The sequence below is a fragment of the Desulfolithobacter sp. genome, from assembly GCF_054025815.1.
The window spans coordinates 56,405-72,540 of sequence record NZ_JBPMMS010000046.1 but is presented as its reverse complement, the minus strand read 5'-3'; the positions used below and the strand labels follow the sequence as shown (position 1 = coordinate 72,540).

At 56.5% G+C, this 16,136-nt stretch carries 17 protein-coding genes; 8 read left to right on the top strand and 9 right to left on the bottom strand.

Going from position 1 to position 16,136, the window contains the following annotated elements:
• The first annotated feature begins 95 nt into the window (after window positions 1-95).
• Entirely contained in the window at window positions 96-551 is a 456-nt protein-coding gene (dut, locus tag ACXJJY_RS12985; protein ID WP_456388691.1) for a dUTP diphosphatase, read from the top strand.
• Between the two features lie 2 nt (window positions 552-553).
• Window positions 554-1,324 carry an MBL fold metallo-hydrolase gene (locus tag ACXJJY_RS12980; RefSeq protein ID WP_456388687.1) on the top strand — a complete coding sequence of 257 codons (771 nt, stop codon included), beginning with the start codon at window positions 554-556 and terminating at the stop codon, window positions 1,322-1,324.
• Between the two features lie 9 nt (window positions 1,325-1,333).
• On the opposite strand, the gene xerD is transcribed toward ACXJJY_RS12980, so the two are convergent.
• The 6 genes from xerD to ACXJJY_RS12950 all read right to left on the bottom strand — a co-directional run bounded on the left by xerD (window position 1,334) and on the right by ACXJJY_RS12950 (window position 8,083).
• Window positions 1,334-2,167 carry a site-specific tyrosine recombinase XerD gene (gene xerD / locus ACXJJY_RS12975; protein WP_456388689.1) on the bottom strand — a complete coding sequence of 278 codons (834 nt, stop codon included), beginning with the start codon at window positions 2,165-2,167 and terminating at the stop codon, window positions 1,334-1,336.
• Between the two features lie 126 nt (window positions 2,168-2,293).
• The gene (gene rpsU, locus ACXJJY_RS12970) at window positions 2,294-2,488 is read right to left on the bottom strand and encodes a 30S ribosomal protein S21 (protein ID WP_267927723.1); all 195 of its coding nucleotides are present in this window, start codon (window positions 2,486-2,488) and stop codon (window positions 2,294-2,296) included.
• A 165-nt stretch (window positions 2,489-2,653) separates the two neighbouring features.
• Window positions 2,654-3,349, bottom strand: a complete 696-nt coding sequence (gene queC, locus ACXJJY_RS12965) for a 7-cyano-7-deazaguanine synthase QueC (protein WP_456388685.1) — start codon at window positions 3,347-3,349, stop codon at window positions 2,654-2,656.
• A gap of 9 nt (window positions 3,350-3,358) precedes the next feature.
• Window positions 3,359-4,003 (bottom strand): radical SAM protein, encoded by a 645-nt coding sequence (locus tag ACXJJY_RS12960; RefSeq protein ID WP_456388683.1) that lies wholly within the window; start codon window positions 4,001-4,003, stop codon window positions 3,359-3,361.
• A 2-nt stretch (window positions 4,004-4,005) separates the two neighbouring features.
• Window positions 4,006-5,403: an FAD-binding oxidoreductase gene (locus ACXJJY_RS12955; protein ID WP_456388681.1), complete on the bottom strand. Its 1,398-nt coding sequence runs from the start codon at window positions 5,401-5,403 to the stop codon at window positions 4,006-4,008.
• Between the two features lie 235 nt (window positions 5,404-5,638).
• On the bottom strand, window positions 5,639-8,083 hold the full coding sequence (locus tag ACXJJY_RS12950; protein ID WP_456388679.1) for a bacteriohemerythrin: 2,445 nt from the start codon (window positions 8,081-8,083) through the stop codon (window positions 5,639-5,641).
• A 426-nt stretch (window positions 8,084-8,509) separates the two neighbouring features.
• Here ACXJJY_RS12950 and ACXJJY_RS12945 point away from each other — a divergent pair, with 426 nt between their 5' ends.
• A complete protein-coding gene (locus tag ACXJJY_RS12945; protein WP_456388677.1) occupies window positions 8,510-9,439 on the top strand; it encodes a D-alanine--D-alanine ligase family protein in 930 nt (309 codons plus the stop codon).
• A 147-nt stretch (window positions 9,440-9,586) separates the two neighbouring features.
• Here the strand turns inward: ACXJJY_RS12945 and serS are convergent, their stop codons facing one another.
• Entirely contained in the window at window positions 9,587-10,858 is a 1,272-nt protein-coding gene (gene serS, locus ACXJJY_RS12940) for a serine--tRNA ligase (RefSeq protein ID WP_456388675.1), read from the bottom strand.
• Between the two features lie 257 nt (window positions 10,859-11,115).
• Between serS and tatC the strand changes: the two genes are divergently transcribed.
• Entirely contained in the window at window positions 11,116-11,898 is a 783-nt protein-coding gene (gene tatC, locus ACXJJY_RS12935; protein ID WP_456388673.1) for a twin-arginine translocase subunit TatC, read from the top strand.
• Between the two features lie 6 nt (window positions 11,899-11,904).
• Here tatC and ACXJJY_RS12930 read toward each other — a convergent pair whose 3' ends face one another.
• A complete protein-coding gene (locus ACXJJY_RS12930; protein ID WP_456388671.1) occupies window positions 11,905-12,321 on the bottom strand; it encodes a 2-thiouracil desulfurase family protein in 417 nt (138 codons plus the stop codon).
• A 22-nt stretch (window positions 12,322-12,343) separates the two neighbouring features.
• Here ACXJJY_RS12930 and ACXJJY_RS12925 point away from each other — a divergent pair, with 22 nt between their 5' ends.
• The gene (locus ACXJJY_RS12925; RefSeq protein ID WP_456388669.1) at window positions 12,344-12,679 is read left to right on the top strand and encodes an FtsB family cell division protein; all 336 of its coding nucleotides are present in this window, start codon (window positions 12,344-12,346) and stop codon (window positions 12,677-12,679) included.
• An 80-nt stretch (window positions 12,680-12,759) separates the two neighbouring features.
• Here the strand turns inward: ACXJJY_RS12925 and ACXJJY_RS12920 are convergent, their stop codons facing one another.
• Window positions 12,760-12,975, bottom strand: a complete 216-nt coding sequence (locus ACXJJY_RS12920; RefSeq protein WP_456388667.1) for an FmdB family zinc ribbon protein — start codon at window positions 12,973-12,975, stop codon at window positions 12,760-12,762.
• Window positions 12,976-13,111: 136 nt separating this feature from the next.
• Between ACXJJY_RS12920 and ACXJJY_RS12915 the strand changes: the two genes are divergently transcribed.
• The 3 genes from ACXJJY_RS12915 to ACXJJY_RS12905 all read left to right on the top strand — a co-directional run bounded on the left by ACXJJY_RS12915 (window position 13,112) and on the right by ACXJJY_RS12905 (window position 16,060).
• Window positions 13,112-13,936: a uracil-DNA glycosylase gene (locus tag ACXJJY_RS12915; RefSeq protein ID WP_456388665.1), complete on the top strand. Its 825-nt coding sequence runs from the start codon at window positions 13,112-13,114 to the stop codon at window positions 13,934-13,936.
• A 172-nt stretch (window positions 13,937-14,108) separates the two neighbouring features.
• The gene (gene upp, locus ACXJJY_RS12910; RefSeq protein WP_456388663.1) at window positions 14,109-14,735 is read left to right on the top strand and encodes a uracil phosphoribosyltransferase; all 627 of its coding nucleotides are present in this window, start codon (window positions 14,109-14,111) and stop codon (window positions 14,733-14,735) included.
• A 62-nt stretch (window positions 14,736-14,797) separates the two neighbouring features.
• Window positions 14,798-16,060: a uracil-xanthine permease family protein gene (locus tag ACXJJY_RS12905; protein WP_456388661.1), complete on the top strand. Its 1,263-nt coding sequence runs from the start codon at window positions 14,798-14,800 to the stop codon at window positions 16,058-16,060.
• The last annotated feature ends 76 nt before the right edge of the window (window positions 16,061-16,136 follow it).

Here is a 16,136-nt window from a genome sequence, read left to right as displayed (position 1 = left end):
CGATATCAGAGAGATTTCGTTTCAAGGGCCATGGTGCTTCGGGAATGATTCCTCAAAACTGTTGGACTGGAGAGCTTTTGCGTAAGGGGTTACAAGTGGAAAAAGTGACGGTTTCATTTTGTTGGTTTCAAAAAGAAAAATGTTCAGAAGTGAAATTACCGGAATATGCCTCTGAACTGGCCTCGGGGATGGATGTGGCCGCAGCCCTGGATGGACCTTTGACACTGAAGTCCGGAGAACGGGCGTTGGTGCCCACAGGTTTCGGTCTGGCGATTCCATCCGGGTTCGAGGTTCAGGTCCGTCCCAGATCCGGGTTGGCGGTAAAACATGGCCTGACGGTGATTAACGCTCCTGGTACCATTGATGCCGATTATCGGGGCGAGATCAAGGTGGCCCTGGTGAACCTGGGACGGGAACCCTTCACCATTCACCCGGGGGACCGCATTGCCCAGTTGGTCCTGGCTCCGGTTCGCCAGGCCCGGTTAAAAGTGGTCGAGACCCTGGATTCCACCAGCCGTGGCAGTGGCGGATTTGGTCATACCGGGGTCTGATCATGCGCTGCTGTGTTCTGGGGAGTGGTTCCAGGGGCAACTGTACCCTGGTGGAGTCCGGCGATACCCGGCTGCTCATCGATGGAGGGTTCTCGGGGCGGGAGGTCGTTCGGAGGCTGGAGCTGATCGGCCGCTCAGCCAAGCATTTGACCGCGATTCTGGTCACCCATGAACACAACGATCATATCAGCGGGGTCGGTGTTCTGTCCCGTCGCTGCAGTCTGCCGGTCTGGGCCAATGATCCAACCCACCGGGCCTCCTCGTCGAGGTTGAAAAAACTCTTTTGCCGTCGTGAGTTCGCCACCGGAGAGCGTTTCACCATCAACGGTCTTGAAATCCATCCTTTTGCCATCTCCCACGACACAGCGGATCCGGTGGGTTTTGTGATCAGTGATGGGCAGCATGCCCTGGGCTATTGTACCGATACCGGGCGGATTACCCGGCTTATCAGTCATCATCTGAGTCGCTGCCAGGGGCTTATCCTGGAGGCGAACCATGATCCGCAGATGCTCATGGATGGCCCCTATCCCATGGTGCTCAAGCAGCGGGTCCGTTCCAGCCAGGGGCACCTGGCCAACGATGAAACCGGCTCACTCCTTCGTAAGCTCTGCCATCCTTCTTTGCGCCAGGTGATTTTGGCCCACTTGAGCGAGACCAACAACGATCCCCGGCTGGCTCTGGAGACTGTTCAAAACAGTCTGGGCGGCATCGAGCATGGGCCGGAGCTCATCGTCTCGACTCAGGATCGGCCGACCCCGCTGATCACCATATGAATACGGAGATTAGCCCCTGGGATGGAACCGCCGGTGGATGGCCTTGAGGCGGTTTTTGTCGACCTGGGTATAGATCTGGGTGGTGGTGATGTCGCTGTGGCCAAGCATCATCTGGACGGCCCGCAGATCGGCGCCTCCGGCCAGCAGATGGGTGGCAAAGGAGTGGCGCAGCATATGCGGGCTGACCCGTTGGCGGATGCCGGCGTTTCTTGCCGCCTCGGTGATGATCTGCCAGAACCGGTTGCGGGTCATGGCCCGTCCCCGGGTGGTGACGAAAAACAGGGTGGAAGGCCGGTTTTTCAGCAGCAGGGGGCGGCCCTGCTCCAGGTAGGTGGTTAACCGTTCCCGGGTGGTCTCATCAAAGGGAACCATGCGCTCCTTGTTGCCTTTGCCGAGAACACGCACATGACAGCTGGTCAGGTTGCAGCTGCGCAGTGGCAGGTTGACGAGCTCCGAGACCCGGATGCCGGTGGCGTAGAGAAGGTGGAGCATGGCATGGTTGCGAAGATCAAGGGGAGACGGAGCTGACGACGGGGTTAACAGGCGGTCCACCTCGGAGATGCTCAGGGCCTTGGGCAGGGTGCGACCTGTTCGGGGCGGATCGATATCCAGGACCGGATTGGTGCTCAGTATGCCCTGGCCGCTGAGAAAGGCAAAAAACGAGCGCAGGGCAGCCAGTCGTCTGGCGTTGCTTCGCGAACCAATGCCCTGTTTGTGACAGTGAAGGAAAAAATCCCGGATGTGGCTGGTCGTGATCTCGGCCGGATCGGTAATCTGTCGGCTCAGAAAATCGAGGAAGAAATGCAGGTCCGAGCCATAGGCCTCGATGGTATGGGGCGCCAGTCTCTTCTGGACTGTCAGGTACGAAAGATAGCTGTCTAACAGATTTTGAATGGCAGGTTTGCTCAGGGGAAATGCGGGGGTTGAAGAATAAAAAAGGCCTGCCCGGCCAGGCAGACCTTTTCCGTACTAGTACCGGCTTCTCATCCGGTTGTACTTGCGAAGCTTGCGCAGGGCTTCGGCCTTTTTACGACGACGTTTGATACTGGGTTTTTCGTAATATTCACGTCGTTTGAGTTCGCGTTTGATGCCATCGATCTGCAGTTTCTTCTTCAGCTGTCGGATGGCATACTCAAGGTCGCCCCGTACTTCTACTTCGATCATTGGAAATCACATCCTTTGCTGGCGGCAGGACGCCGGTTAAGTGAGTGTAAAATAAATAACTGAATATGTCAGTATATTCAGGCAGGAGGCTGTTGTCAACAGAAATGTTTTCTTGCTGTTCTGGCTCCCTGGCGAAAAGCCCTTCCTGTCCGCACATCCATGATTTCACCGGTATCGGGTGGGATCGGGGACACCGGCCCTGGCAAACCCCTGTTTTCGCAGGATGCAGGAATCGCAGCGACCGCAAGCGTACCCCTCCTGCGAGGGATCGTAACAGCTGTGGGTCATACCGTAATCCACCCCCAGTTCCAGGCCCTTTCTGATGATATCCGCCTTGCTCATGTGCAGAAGCGGGGTTTTGATCCGGATCCTGGTAGTACCTTCGATCCCGGCTTTTGTGGCCAGGTTGGCCATCTTTTCAAAGGCGCTGATGAATTCCGGTCGGCAGTCGGGGTAGCCGCTGTAGTCAATGGCGTTGACCCCGATGAATATGGAATCGGATCCCAGAACCTCGGCCCAGCCCAGGGCAAAGGAGAGAAAGATGGTGTTGCGGGCCGGGACATAGGTTACCGGGATTTCACCTTCTTCGTGGCCAGGTTGGTCTATTTTGGGGACTTCGATATCGTCGGTCAGGGCGGAACCTCCGATATCCCGCATGTTGATATCGATGACCAGGTGCTTTTCGACTCCCATGAGATGGGCAATCTTAGTGGCCGCAGCCAGTTCCTGCATGTGGCGCTGCCCGTAGCGGAAACTGAGGGCATGGACGGAGTAGCCCTCGGCCCGGGCCAGGGCCAGCACCGTGGTGGAGTCGAGGCCGCCGCTGAAAAGAATCACGGCTTTTTTTTTCTGCTGCTCCATGGCTGGTGTCTATACTCCTCTTGTGTCGGGGGCCCAGATGATCTTGTGGAGTTGTACCTGGAGCCGTACTTCCAGGCTGTCCTCAAGGATCCACCGGGCCAGGGTGGCGTGGTCAAGTTTTTCTGTAACGGTTGAAAGCAGGATGGTGTTTTTAAGTTTGAGGGAGCGGACTTGCTGGATAATTTCCCGCGTCCATTCGTAGTCGTGTCGGTCACCAAGGACGAATTTGATTTCATCGACAGGAGTGAGATGGTGGAGATTTTCCAGGATATTTTGCTCCACCTCGCTGCTGGATGGACATTTCAGGTCCATAATCCGTCTACAGCGGCTGTCCACCCGGCTGATATCCTGGCTGCCGTTGGTCTCCAGCAGTACCCGGTACCCGCGGTTCAGCAGGCGGCGGACAAGTTCCGGGGTTTGTTCCTGCAGAAGCGGCTCGCCACCGGTAATCTCAACCAGGGAACACCGGTGTTGACTGATCTGGTGTTCGATCTGGACCAGAGTCATCGTACGACCCTGGTCAAAGGCATACCGGGTATCACAATAGGTGCAGCGGAGATTGCAGCCGGTGAGGCGGACAAAGATACAGGGCAATCCGGCATAGGTCGATTCACCCTGGATACTGTAAAATATTTCATTGACCACAAGTGTCATGTTCAATCGTTGCCAGATTGTTCTTTCTGCCGGGGAAATATCTTGCCCGGGTTGAGGATGTCGTTTGGGTCAAAGAGGTTCTTGATTTTTTGCATGAGCGCAAGGGCAGTGGGATCGAGTTCCCGGCCGAGAAAAGACGACTTGGTGATGCCGATTCCATGTTCTCCCGAGATGGTTCCCTGGAGCTTGAGGACCTGGGTGAAGAGTTTGCTTCTCGCCTTGAGGGCGCGTTCGAGTTCATCCTGGTTGGTTTTATCCAGCATGATATTGACATGAATATTGCCGTCACCGGCGTGGCCAAAGGTGAGAATGGTCAGTTCGAAGCGCTGGCCCAGTTCGTTGGTGAACCTGACCAGCTCAGGAATCAATGAGCGTGGGACCACCACGTCCTCGCTGATTTTATGGGGTTTGATGGCAAAGCTGGCCGGTGAGATGGCCCGGCGGGCCTGCCATAGTTGGGAAACCTCTTCATCGTCGCTGGCCAGGAGATACGATATGTCTCTTTCGTCCAGAAACCTGCTCAGTTGTCGAATCTGTTCGGAAACCGAGGTCCTGCTCCCGTCAAGTTCCACCAGCAGGAGGGCCTCTGGTGATGGGGGTAATGGGAGCGAAATTCTGTCAGCAACCACGCTGATTGCTGTCCTGTCCATGTATTCCAGTGTGCACGGAGAGAGGCCGGCTTTCAGTATTTCGCTTACCAGGGCTGTGGCACGAGCGAGCGATTTGAAGGTCAGAAGAAAGGTGCTTCTGGCTTCGGGAGCTGGATAAAGCCGCAGGGTCAGCCTGGTGAAGATGCCCAGGGTACCCTCGGAGCCGGCAAGAAGGTGGGTCAGGTCATAGCCTGCCACCCCCTTTTCGGTGCGGACCCCGGTCCGCATGATCTCACCGGTGGGCAGGACCACTTCCAGGCCCAGCAGGGAGTCACGGGTCACACCATATTTGACCGCGCTCGGACCACCGGCGCATTCGGCCACGTTACCGCCGATGGTGCAAAATTTCAAGCTGGCTGGATCCGGAGCATACATGAGTCCGTGCTGGAGAGCAGCTTCCTGCAGCTCACCGGTGACGACTCCCGGCTCGACAACGCAGACCATATTGTCGGGATCTATTTCCAATATCCGGTTCATCCGGCTGCAGGCCAGTACTGCACCACCGTGTACCGGCAGGGAGCCGCCGGTCATGCCGCTGCCCGCTCCACGGGCAACCACCGGAAAATGATGCTGATTGGCCAGGCGAAGAATTGCCGCTACCTGTGTCGCCCGGTCGGGAAACAGGACCACCTCGGGCATGAAGACCTGACCGCTTGCATCATAACTGTAACAGGCAAGTTCTTCCGGTGAGGTCAGGCAGTGTTCCCGGCCGACAATGGCTGCCAACTGTGTGCAAAGGGATTTGTCCATGATCGCCATGGTAGCGTAAAACCAAACGATGGGCCAGAATTAAAGAGTCGTTGAAAGGGCGGGTTTGAGTCTGAAACCCGCATGTCGTACTCAAGGTTTCGGCGCTGGCCCGAGGAGAAGGGGGATTCAGGCCAAGGGAAATTCCACTGTCTGGGAAAAACTTTTGCCTGCCGGCAGAGTCGTACCTGGGAAAAGCTTGCGGCCGGAGACGGTCCAGCCGCAAGCTTCTGTTTGGTCAGGATACACCGTGCTGGCGGAGGAAGTCGGAGTAACGCTTGTCTGTGCCCATAATGTGTTTGACAAGCCAGTCCTTGAGGAATTCCAGCAGCGACATGTCCAGTTCGGCGCCGGCTTTGAACTGGTTCTGAAAGTCCACGACCTGGTTGACCAGCTTTTTGTGTATTTCCTTGTGCTGGCTGGTCTCCGGGTAACCATACTTGTCAAAGAGACGTTCTTCTGTTTGGAAGTGCTCTGCTGTGTAGCTGATGAGTTGATCGAGTATCTCGCCGGTCACTGTTCTGTTTTCATTATTTATTACCGCCCGGTACAGTTTGTTGACCAAGTCGACCAGTTTTTTGTGCTGGTTGTCGATGGTCTCGATTCCCACGGACAGACCACTGCTCCAGCTGAAAATTTCATTCTCGCCCTGATTTATGCCGCTGGACTGGAGCGATGATTCCAGAACCTTGCGATCTATCTTGAAACGACCGGTTTCTTTTTTGATTTCCTCGACAATGGCGGTGAGCATCTGGGCGCTGATTTCCACCCTGACACTGCATTTTCTCGAGTTGTCCGCAAGATCGCTCACCTCGGAAATGTCACGCGCTATTTCACTGGCAACCGCCGAACTTTGGGCCACATTTTCATTAACCTCGCTGATGCCCTGCGCTGCCTCGGTGACGTTGGCGGATATGTCGCTGGTGACACTGGTCTGCTCTTCAACCGCGGTGGCTATGGAGGAGACAATATCGTTGACATCATTGATAACTTGAGAGATCTGCTGGATTTCTTTTACCGTGTCGTCGGTTGATTCCTGGATAGAGTTGATCCTGGTTTTGATTTCTCCTGTGGCTTCGGCGGTCTGTTTGGCCAGCTCCTTGATTTCGTTGGCCACCACGGCAAACCCTTTGCCGGCCTCGCCGGCCCTGGCCGCTTCTATGGTGGCATTGAGGGCCAGCAGGTTTGTCTGTTCGGAGATCTCGGTGATGACCTCTGTCACCTTGGATATTTCCCGGGCAGCCTCTCCAAGGGTATTGACCTTTTCGGACGAGCTTTCCGCATAACGGACAGCCTCCTGGGTGATGCGGCTGGCCTTGTCGGTATTGCCCGCTATTTCTCTGACAGCCGAGGACATCTCCTCCACGGCGGTTGCAACGATATTGACATTGTTTGCCGCCTGTTCGCTGGCCATGGAAACCGTACTCATATTGACACTCATCTCCTCGGTGGCCGCGGCGACAGCGGTTGCACGCTCGGCAGACTGCAGAGCGTCACCTGACATTTCTTCAGCCGCTTTTTCAAGGTCCTGGGACGTGTTGCTCAGGCGCATGCTCTCGGCTGTAATTTTGCTGATGAGTTGCTGGAGGCTTGTAACCATGTCGTTGAGCGCAGCCAGCAGAGAGGTTCGGTCTCCAGTATTTTTGTTGATTTTTATGTCCAGGTCTCCACCGGCGATCCGCCGGGCCATATCCACCATGCTGGCAGGTTCTCCACCAAGGAGACGGATGACGGCCCGGGCGTTGAGCATGAGGATGACGATAACTATGGCCAGGGCGGCAAGGCTGCCGATGATGAACGAGAAGCGAAGCTGTGAGGCCATGCGCTCGTTGGATTGGCGGATATCTTTGCTGATTTTTGCCGCTGCCTTCTGTATATGCTGGCGCAGGGTGGCGATTACCGTGTTGACAGCGGTAATTATCTCCGAGGACTCCCGGCCAAGAATGGTCTCTATCTGCAGTTCATTTGTATCTATCAGGTCTTCAAATTGTTCCTGCATGGCTGCAGCTTTAGCCCTGGCTTCGGTCATGTCCAGCGCCAGGTAGACAGTCCCGACCGTGTCTCCGTCATAAATAACCTGTTGGTCGATCACCAGTACATCGGGGTCCTCCTGTCCTTTTTTGATGATAAGGTCGATGTCGGGACGTTTTTTTTCGGGAAGATAGGATTTGAGTTTCTTGTTTTTCCGGTCAAGGTAACGGGTCAAAGGCCGTCCGCCGCTGTCCATATAGAAAACAAAGACCACGGCTGGATTTTTATGCACGCTTCGTATGTACTGGTTCAGGGCGGCATAGTCTTTTGCAAGAACAGCTGGACCGGCCATCTGGGCCAGGAGAAGAGCCACAGACTGGCCGTTCTGTCGGCGCATCTGCCGCATTTCATCCTGGATAGTGTCCGCCGTGGCCATGAGGGCCTCGCGGGAGTCTCGGGTCAGTCTTTCCTTGACGGTTTCGGCCATTTGGCGCAGTCTTTTCTGGTGGTGGGCGGCCAGCTTTTCAAGCTCGTCGTTCACCAGGTCAGCAATGCGTTCGAACCCGGCATTGATCTTGTCGTTCATGACCAGGCTGGCCCGGTTCTGCATTACGACAATGAATGTGACCGCTCCCAGGATGCTTATGGTCATCGCCAGGGCGACAGGCGCGATGAGCTGCAAGCGAAAATTTTTGCGCAGGAATGTTTTCATGGACTTCCTCGGTGCTGTGTATTTTGTTCGACTACCCGCTGCCACTACTTAAAAAGAGTATCATCTCGCTGCTACGATGTGAAGCTGTTTTCTCAGAAAAAAATTGTTCATTCTTTTTACGGCACAGCATTTTTCGGCCACTCTATGTTTACAGGAGGCAAGTTGTCACAGGATGCTGATGCAGGCGCCCTGGTCATCTTTACGGACAGGCCTGCCCGTGGAGGTGACCGCATTGCTTTTCCTGTAGCGAAACAGTTGGGAGGATGGGGAAGAAAAAACCATGATGGATTTTTTTCGCATTCCCTGATATCGAACAGGTAGGTAGAGACTCCGAAAAACCTTATTTTCGGACAGGCACTGGTTTAAGATTTTGTCAATCATCCAGAGGTATCCTGGATGGATTGAACAAGAATTGGGAGCAAAAAGATGAAACGATTGCGATTGGCCCTGCTTGCCGGCGGGACATCCGGAGAGCGGGAGGTGTCTCTCAAGGGAGCGGTTGAGGTGGAAAAGGCTCTGGACCCTGAAAGATACGAAGTGACACGGTATGATCCGGCCACCGATCTGCCCAGGCTTGCCGCCGAAGCGGATGAAATAGATGTGGCCTTTATCCTTCTGCATGGCCTGCATGGAGAAGACGGGACCATCCAGGGGGTTCTCGATTTGCTGGGTATACCATATCAGGGATCCGGGGTCCTTGGCAGTGCCCTGGCCATGGACAAAAACCTGGCAAAGACTGTCTACAGGCTGCATGGAATGCCCGTGGCTCCGTGGGAAATGGCCAGGCCTGCGGACATATCCGATCCGCGGCACCTGCTTTCTGCCCTTAGGTTGCCGCTGGTGGTCAAGCCGGTCCGCCAGGGATCGTCGCTGGGCATGTCCATTGTCCACCGGGAGTCCGATCTCGCAGCGGCCCTGGAACTGGCGTTCACCCATGACATCGAGGTCATGGTGGAGGAATTTGTCAGGGGCAGGGAGATAACCGTGGGTGTGCTTGGCAATGACGAGCTGGAAGCCCTGCCGCTGGTGGAGATCATCCCGGACAGCCGGTTTGAATTTTTTGATTACGAGGCCAAGTATCAGCCCGGAGCCACCACTGAGATCTGTCCTGCACGGGTGAGCGATCAGGTTCGGGATCAGGCCCGGAAGTATGGTATCCAGGCGCACCGCGCCCTCAAACTGCGCGGCTACAGCCGCACTGACATGATTGTCGCCGGAGAGGAGATCTTTATCCTGGAGACCAACACTATCCCGGGCATGACCCCCACGAGCCTTTTCCCCCAGGCGGCCGCCGAGCACGGGCTTTCTTTTCCGGACCTGATTGATCGTCTCGTCGAGCTGGCCCTTGAGCGGTAAACTTATGGCTGCTTCAGGCTGCCGCCTGAATCTGTGACGGCTCTGTGCCGTTTTATGCGTAACAGTTTGATTTTGCAAAAACGCCTGCAGGAAATTCACTTCGCCGCCCTGCGACCCGCTCTCGAACGCTCACGGATTCAGGCATCTTTAAAACCGTTTCTCGAAATAAGGCGCAAGCACCTCCGGTAACCGTACGGTGCCGTCTTCCTGCTGGTAGTTTTCCAGGATGGCCAGCAGGGTACGGCCCACGGCCAGGCCGGAGCCGTTCAGGGTGTGGACCAGGCGGCTTTTTCTGGCCCCTTCGGGCCGAAAGCGGATACCCATGCGCCGGGCCTGAAAATCAAGGAAGTTGGAGCAGGACGAGATTTCGCGAAAGGTGTTCTGGCCCGGGAGCCAGACTTCGATGTCATAGGTCTTGGTGGCCGAGAATCCCAGATCACCGGTACAGAGCGTCACCACCCGGTAGGGCAGCTCCAGAAGCTGCAGGGCCTCCTCGGCATCGGCCAGCAGGCTTTCCAGTTCCTGGTCGGAGGTTTCAGGGGTGCAGAACTTGACCAGCTCCACCTTCTCGAACTGGTGCTGACGGATGAGTCCCCGGGTATCCTTGCCATAGGAGCCGGCCTCGGAGCGGAAACAGGGGGTATAGGCAGTGTACTTGATGGGTAGATCTGCCTCGGCCAGGGTCTCGCCGCTGTGGATATTGGTCACCGGAACCTCGGCGGTGGGGATCAGCCACAGGTCCCAGTCTTCGATCTTGAACAGGTCATCCTTGAACTTGGGCAGCTGGCCGGTGCCGGTCATGGTTCTGGTGTTGACCATGAAGGGCGGCAGAACTTCAGTGTATCCGTGTTTCTGGGTATGCAGGTCGAGGAAGAAGTTGATCAAGGCACGTTCCAGCCGGGAGGCGAATCCCTTGAGCAGGGCAAAACGGGCTCCGGCCAGCCTGGCCGAGGTTTCAAAATCAAGAATTCCGAGCTGCTCGCCGATTTCCCAGTGCGGCTTCGGGGTAAAGGTAAACTCAGGCAGGGTGCCCCAGCGGCGGATTTCCACGTTGTCGCTGTCGTCCCGGCCCACCGGTACCGAGTCATCGCACAGGTTGGGGATGGAGAGGACGATGCGGTCCAGTTCTTCCTGGACCGTGGCCAGCTCTGCGTCCAGCTCCTTGATCCGGGCGGAAACCTCCCGCATTTCCACGATCAGCGGTTCTGCCTTCTCGTGCTCGCCCTCTTTTTTGAGCCGGGCAATTTCCCGCGAGACAGTGTTGCGCCGGTTTTTAAGGTTTTCCACTTCGGCCAGCAGGTCGCGCCGCCGGCTGTCGGTACGGGCAAATGCATCGATGAGTGCCGGATCCAGGCCCCGGCGGATGGTTTTTTCGCGGACCAGGTCCAGGTTCTCCCGGATAAAACGCAGTTCAAGCATGATTTTTGTTTTTTTGTTTTTGGTTTATGTGATTCTGTGATGCCGGCTGGGCCGGACAGGATCGAAAGGAATGACGACTGTTTTTCTATCACGGCGGCCTGGTCAGCGCAATGTTAAATCTTTTCCGAAGACAGACCAAATATCCTTGTCTTGTGGATTCATGTTTTGCTTTTGAAGCTCTGATTTGCTACCTTGTGCCTGTTTATGTATTTTTCTGATTTTCTCCTTATTTGATTGCTGGAGTGTTTCTTTCTGTCGTGACTTCGACCGGTTTCAATAGCGGCCTGGTGCTGTTTCTCTCCGAGCTGCGGCGCTCGATTCGGGGCCTGGGTCTTGCCGTCATGGTCGTGACCGTGGTCCTGTTTATCGGCTCATCAGGTTTAATTTCGATATTTCAGGAACATCTGCATGAGAAGCTCTATTTTTTTTCGGTGGCCGGTCCCTTCCTGGCCCATGTGAAGATTGCCTTTTTCGGAGCACTCTACCTGTTGATGCCGTGGATCATGTACGTGCTCTGGAAGGCGCTGGGCGCGCCCTTCGGGGTTCGGGGCAAAAAGCTCTTCTGGTTTGTGTTCGCCACCTGTCTGCTCTTTTATGCCGGTACCATCTTCTGTTACATGGTCACCCTGCCGCTGGGGGTCAAGTTTCTGCTCGGGTTCCAGTCCCATGAGCTGAAGCCTGTGATCTCTATTGGCCGGTTTGTCAACTTTGTCACTCTTTTTGTCCTGGCCTTCGGCGTTATCTTTGAACTGCCGGTGTTCATGATTTTCTGTGCCCAGGTGGGCGTGATATCCCGAAAGACCTTTGAAAAAAACCGGCGTTACGCCATCCTGGTCATTGCCATCCTGGCCGCCCTGCTGACCCCCACACCGGATGTGGTCAACATGGCCCTCATGGGCGGTCCGCTCTACCTGCTCTATGAGGCGGGTATCCTGGTGATCAGGTTGCTGCGGTTGGATGAAAAACGACTGAAGCGAGCCGAAGAACTGGCCCCGGTTGGGCGGAATTCGGTTTCCGGCTCAGATGGTTCAGGTAAATAGTGCGGTTCAGAATTCCCGAACCGTGATACCATGGCGCTGCAGCAGGGCTGTGGTCACTCCGGCCGGCGGGGAGGCACCGCATGATGGGCTGCCGCTTTTTAGAAAGGCCAGGTTTATGTCCATCATCTCTGCCAGGAGGAGAACCTGGCGGGCACCGCGGATGAAGGCCTCGGTAAGATCCTCTCCTTCCCGGGTCAGTACCCGGGCCTGGCCGTCCAGGACCTGAAAGCCATCGCCTCCAGTGAGATTTGCCGGTGGCCGCGGCGTGGGCAGCCCGCCCAGCTGTTCCGGACAGATCGGGATCCAATGATACGGTGCCAGGGCTTCCATGCAGGGCCTGGAGTATTTGATGCAGCCGTCATAACGGGTGCACATCCCGGTCAGGCATGCACTGACCAGGCATTTTTTTGCTACAGTATCCATAACAGTTTGCAGTTTGCTATCTATGGCCTCCCCATCCCGTCCCTGGACCAGCTATGAAAAACGGCGGTTGCGTCAGATCGTTGTCGCGGTGATCGTTCTGGTGCTGCTCTGGGTCCTGTTCGCCCCGGGTGGGGGCTACCTGCAGTATCGGCGGCTGCAGAAAGAGCTCGACACCCTGGCCCGGGAGAACATGGCTCTGGAAGAGCAGAACGACCGTTTGCGCCGAGAGATCAAACGTCTTCAGCGGGACGAGGCCTATCTTGAAGAGCTGGCCAGGAAGAAGTATGGTCTGCTCAGGAAAAACGAAGAGGTGTTTGATTTCGGATCGCCCACTCCTTCCAAGGGGAAAAAGGACTAAAAAAGGACAGCCTGCTCCCGCCGCTGTCCTCATTGCTGTGCCGGTATCGGTCAGGCCACCCGGGCCTGATTCCACTACGCTCAGGAAAAACCTCCCTTGGAGGAGCATCCGGACATGGCTCCGGCCGGGATGGAGGCGCCTCCCGGTCCAATGCGGAACGAGGCGGTGGAAATGGTTTTTTTCACGTTGAGACTGCCGCACTTCTCACACTTGACAGTCTCGCTCGATTGAGATCCTGTGGTCAGTATTTCAAAATGTTGGCCGCAATCCTTGCAGACGTATTCGTAAATTGGCATGGTGTGTACTCCTTTGAAAAATTTTAATGTTGGATATGTGAAAAAGGGATGAACCTGTCGAAGCTTTTTTTCTTTTTTCTTTTTTCTTTTCTCTGATCCAAGTTAGGCATCGGTAAGATAAGCATTGAGTTCCCGGTTGTCAGCAAAAAAACAGACGAATTCGTCCGGGTCGGCGGAAGATGCGCAGCGGATTTCGCCTCGCAACGGCACCATTCTCCTTGGCGAGGTAAGGCGTCTGCTTCGTTTTCACCGGCAGCTTGGCATTTCTCGTTATCCGGCGTCGGACGCTCTGCGTTTTTTTCTGCACCGTGACAGGCAACCCGCTGTTTCCGGTTCAGCGCCGGTCCACTATGGGTCCTCATCGGCCAGGGATACCCGGCAATCTCCGGCCGAGGCCGGCCCTCTGCTGGCACAGCTTGAAAAGGAGCTTGCCCGCTGCACCCGTTGCCCACTGGCCAAAGATCGGCGGGGTGTGGTTCCCGGCCAGGGCAGTCACCGGCCCGAACTGGTGGTGGTGGGTGACTGGTCAGTTCAGCAGGAGGGCTTTGAGGCCGAGTTGATTTGGGGCCGGGAAGAGGATGCCATGTTCTGGAAGATGATGGCTGCCATCGGCCTGGACAGGGAATCGGTCTATGTCACCAACACTGTCAAATGCTGCCTTGCAGAGGCGGAGGTTTCTCCTGCCTGTGAACAGGCGTGCCGGGTCTGGCTCGAGCGGGAACTGGCCGCTTTTACCCCCCGGGTGATCTGTGGTATGGGTGAAAGTGCGGTCAGGGCTCTTTTGAACAGCAATGCTCCCCTGGCTCGACTTCGGGGACGGTTTGGCCGCTCCCGGATGACCCGGGGGCGCGACATCCGTATCATGCCCACGTATCATCCCCGCTTTCTCCTTCGTCACCCGGAGATGAAAAAGGCGGTGTGGCTGGACCTGCAGTTGATACAAAAGTTTCTTCGCTCCTGATGTGGATTGGAATCCCCGGGACTTCTCCATGCCGGCGATTCACAAGCATTTTCCAGATTGCCCGGCAGCGCATGAGAGGAGTAGATTTTCATTCTGGTTGCTGAATTTCGCACGGAGATGTGCTACTGATTGGCAGTTTGTTTTCACCTGTTTTCTTCAGAAAGGAGTCGTCATGGCGGTACACGAGATTTCCCACCCCCTGGTCAGACATAAGCTGGGGCTGCTGCGGGAAAAGGATATTTCCACCAGAGAGTTCCGCGAGCTTGCATCCGAGGTCGGCATGCTGCTCACCTACGAGGCCACCAAGAACCTGCCGGCGGAAAAGGTGACCATCGAATGCTGGTCCGGTCCGGTCGAGGTGGAGCGGATCAAGGGCAAAAAGATCACTGTGGTTCCCATTCTCAGGGCCGGGCTCGGCATGATGGACGGGGTGCTCAAGGCCATTCCCAGCGCCAAGGTCTCGGTGGTGGGGCTGTATCGCAATGAAGAGACTCTGGAACCGGTGGTCTATTTCGAAAAACTGGTCCAGGACATTTCGGAACGCAAGGCAATGATTCTCGATCCCATGCTGGCCACCGGCGGAACCCTGATCGCCACCATCGATATGCTCAAAAAAGCGGGCTGCAGGGATATCAACGGTATCTTTCTGGTTGCTGCTCCGGAAGGGATCAAGCGGCTGGAGGAGACCCATCCGGACGTGGATATCTGGGTGGCCGGAATCGACGATCATCTCAACGAGCAGGGGTATATCATCCCCGGGCTCGGTGATGCCGGTGACAAGATCTTCGGAACCAAGTAGGGTCCTGCGGACCGTTTGTCTGGCAATGACAAACCATAACGAGTAAGGAGAAGAGTGAAAGCATGAATGCGGAAAGTGATACGAGCAGTATCTTCCGGCAGGCCCTGGTCGGCCTGCAGATGTTGTTTGTTGCCTTTGGCGCCCTGGTCCTGGTACCGATCCTCACCGGACTGGACCCCAATGTGGCCCTGTTCACCGCCGGCCTGGGAACCTTGCTCTTTCAGGTCATCACCAGACGGCAGGTCCCCATTTTTCTGGCCTCCTCCTTTGCCTTTATCGCCCCGATCATCTACGGCGTGCAAACCTGGGGAATTCCTGGCACCCTGTCCGGCCTGCTGGCCGCCGGCCTGGTCTATGTCCTGCTGGCTCTGCTGATCAAGGCCCGGGGGCGCGGCATCATCAAGAAGGTCCTGCCGCCGGTGGTGGTCGGCCCGGTCATCATGGTGATCGGCCTGTCGCTGGCGCCGGTGGCCGTCCACCTGGCCATGGGCAAGACCGGCGACGGCACGGCGGTGCTGGTGGCCCAGGGGCCGGCCCTGGCCGTGGCCCTGGTCTCGTTGCTGGTGACCATCCTCGCGGTACTGCTCGGCCGGGGCATGATCCGCCTGATCTCTATTCTCATCGGTATCACAGCCGGATACATTCTGTCGGTGGTGCTGGGGCTGGTGGACTTCACCCCGGTGCTGGAGGCGCCGCTCTTCCGGGTGCCGGCCTTTGTCCTCCCCCAGCTCAACTGGCAGGCGATCCTGTTCATCGTTCCGGTGGCCATTGCTCCGGCCATCGAACATATCGGCGACATGTTGGCCATCAGCCATGTCACTGGTAAGAACTATCTGGAAAAACCGGGTCTGCATCGGACGCTGATGGGAGACGGGCTGGCCACCTCCCTGGCGGCCATGCTCGGCGGGCCTCCAAACACCACCTATTCCGAGGTCACCGGGGCCGTGACCCTGACCCGGGCCTTCAACCCGGCGGTCATGACCTGGGCTGCCCTGGCGGCCATTGTCCTGTCCTTTTCCGGTACCCTGGGCGCCTTGCTGGCCACCATTCCCACCCCGGTCATGGGCGGCATCATGACCCTTCTTTTTGGTACCATCGCCACCATCGGCATGAATACCCTGGTCCGGGAGGGAACCGACCTGGCCAGGCCGCGCAATCTGGTTATCGTCTCCCTGATACTGGTTTTCGGTATCGGGGACATGGCTCTGGGGTATGCCGGTTTCATGGTCAAGGGTATCGGGCTCTCCGCCATTGTCGGCGTGCTCCTCAACCTGCTCCTGCCCGGCAAGAGCGGTTCGGTGGCCACTGAGGTCGGAGATCTGTAGACGCCGGTGGTTATCAACAAACCTGCGGTAGTGTGGACGGCGGTTTTCCGGATCTGGAAAACCGCCGTTTTTTTCA

Excerpts from the sequence above, each read along its gene's own strand:
- upp (WP_456388663.1), top strand. The coding sequence starts at position 14,109 with ATGGCGGTACACGAGATTTCCCACCCCCTGGTCAGACATAAGCTGGGG.
- ACXJJY_RS12950 (WP_456388679.1), bottom strand. The coding sequence starts at position 8,083 with ATGAAAACATTCCTGCGCAAAAATTTTCGCTTGCAGCTCATCGCGCCT.
- ACXJJY_RS12905 (WP_456388661.1), top strand. The coding sequence starts at position 14,798 with ATGAATGCGGAAAGTGATACGAGCAGTATCTTCCGGCAGGCCCTGGTC.
- ACXJJY_RS12980 (WP_456388687.1), top strand. The coding sequence starts at position 554 with ATGCGCTGCTGTGTTCTGGGGAGTGGTTCCAGGGGCAACTGTACCCTG.
- ACXJJY_RS12960 (WP_456388683.1), bottom strand. The coding sequence starts at position 4,003 with ATGACACTTGTGGTCAATGAAATATTTTACAGTATCCAGGGTGAATCG.
- queC (WP_456388685.1), bottom strand. The coding sequence starts at position 3,349 with ATGGAGCAGCAGAAAAAAAAAGCCGTGATTCTTTTCAGCGGCGGCCTC.
- serS (WP_456388675.1), bottom strand. The coding sequence starts at position 10,858 with ATGCTTGAACTGCGTTTTATCCGGGAGAACCTGGACCTGGTCCGCGAA.
- ACXJJY_RS12920 (WP_456388667.1), bottom strand. The coding sequence starts at position 12,975 with ATGCCAATTTACGAATACGTCTGCAAGGATTGCGGCCAACATTTTGAA.
- ACXJJY_RS12945 (WP_456388677.1), top strand. The coding sequence starts at position 8,510 with ATGAAACGATTGCGATTGGCCCTGCTTGCCGGCGGGACATCCGGAGAG.
- ACXJJY_RS12925 (WP_456388669.1), top strand. The coding sequence starts at position 12,344 with ATGGCCTCCCCATCCCGTCCCTGGACCAGCTATGAAAAACGGCGGTTG.
- ACXJJY_RS12955 (WP_456388681.1), bottom strand. The coding sequence starts at position 5,403 with ATGGACAAATCCCTTTGCACACAGTTGGCAGCCATTGTCGGCCGGGAA.
- rpsU (WP_267927723.1), bottom strand. The coding sequence starts at position 2,488 with ATGATCGAAGTAGAAGTACGGGGCGACCTTGAGTATGCCATCCGACAG.
- ACXJJY_RS12930 (WP_456388671.1), bottom strand. The coding sequence starts at position 12,321 with ATGGATACTGTAGCAAAAAAATGCCTGGTCAGTGCATGCCTGACCGGG.